This is a genomic window from Acetobacter zythi (assembly GCF_963921165.1).
Lineage (GTDB): Bacteria > Pseudomonadota > Alphaproteobacteria > Acetobacterales > Acetobacteraceae > Acetobacter.
Window position 1 is genome coordinate 1 of sequence record NZ_CAWUEO010000028.1, and the last position, 1,190, is coordinate 1,190.

Below are 1,190 nucleotides of genomic sequence, written 5' to 3' on the forward strand. Positions count from 1 at the left end.
TGGGTTCTTCCGTACTTTTCGTGATGATGTTTTTTGATTATGCGGGCTGAAGGACACGCGCCCTGAGGAGTTCGAAGCCTGCTCTTCCGAACATGGTTCGCTTGATCATTTTCAGTCGGCTGATCTGTCCTTCAACCGGGCTGGTTGTCCAAGGTGTGACAAGAGACGCTTCAATGGCAGCCGCATCCCGTTCAAGCGCGGGAATCAGACGTGACAGCTGCGTCGTCTTTCCTTCTTCCAGCAGAGCCTTCAGATCGCCTCCCGTGCAGGTGTCACCCCTTTTACAGAGCAGGGTCTGCATTTTCCTGAGCCAGCAGAGTGTGACGGCAAGGTGCGGTTCAGCTTCCAGAAGGGCAGGAACCAGCAGTCCCTCCTGTCCGGCAGATAACGGATCCTCTGCGAGGAGAAGCCGCGCAAGTTTGCGTCCCCGAGGTGCAACGACATGCGCGGAAGGAACGGGTTTCGCGGAACATCCCTGTCGCGTCGCCACCCATTTCCAGACGGTGCCATATTGTCCTGCAAAGCCCTGCTCCAGGAGTTCCCGCCATAGCTGACGACTATTGCGACATCCTTCGGACCATCTCTTTTCCAGGTGGGCTGTGTAAGGCACGAGTATGCTGCGTGACGGAACCGTTCTTTTCCATGGTGGTGCATGGCCCCGCTGAAACCAGCGCCGCACGGTTTTTCTCTCTACCCCGATCGTTGTGGCGATAGCCTGAATGCTGTGTCCCGCTGCTTTCAGGGCAAGAGCTTCCTTGAAAAGAATGTCACGCCGTTCCCCAGAGGCTGACCTGACGACCGCCTGCGCCTCTTCTGGATGCGCTCTGATTGTTTCAGATATTTTGCTTACGACCGTTGATACGTTCATCTGTCGTGTCAGGGTCCTGACAGTCGTCGTAAAACGGTCCAGAATGCTGACAAAAGCGTCTGACAGGTTCTTCAGCAGATGCCAGCGGTCTGTCACCTGAAGAGCGGATGGTGCGCCTCTGCGGCATCCGTCTGCATAAGTACCGGCACGGTCTCTGGCAATGATTTCAATACCGGGGTGGACCTGCAGCCATCGGGCAAGGGTATCAGCGTCCCGATCTGGCAGGAGGTCAATGACATCATTTTTCTCAAGATCGACCACAATCGTTCCATAGTGATGTCCCCGCCGCCATGCCCAGTCATCCACCCCCACCACACGTGTA

General features: G+C 56.1%; 1 protein-coding gene. It reads right to left on the reverse strand.

Annotation, left to right across the window (positions count from 1 at the left end; translation table 11 throughout):
• Nucleotides 1-37: 37 nt before the first annotated feature.
• On the reverse strand, nt 38-1,190 hold a 1,153-nt coding region (locus AABE20_RS10230), incomplete at its 5' end, for an ISL3 family transposase (protein ID WP_338332971.1).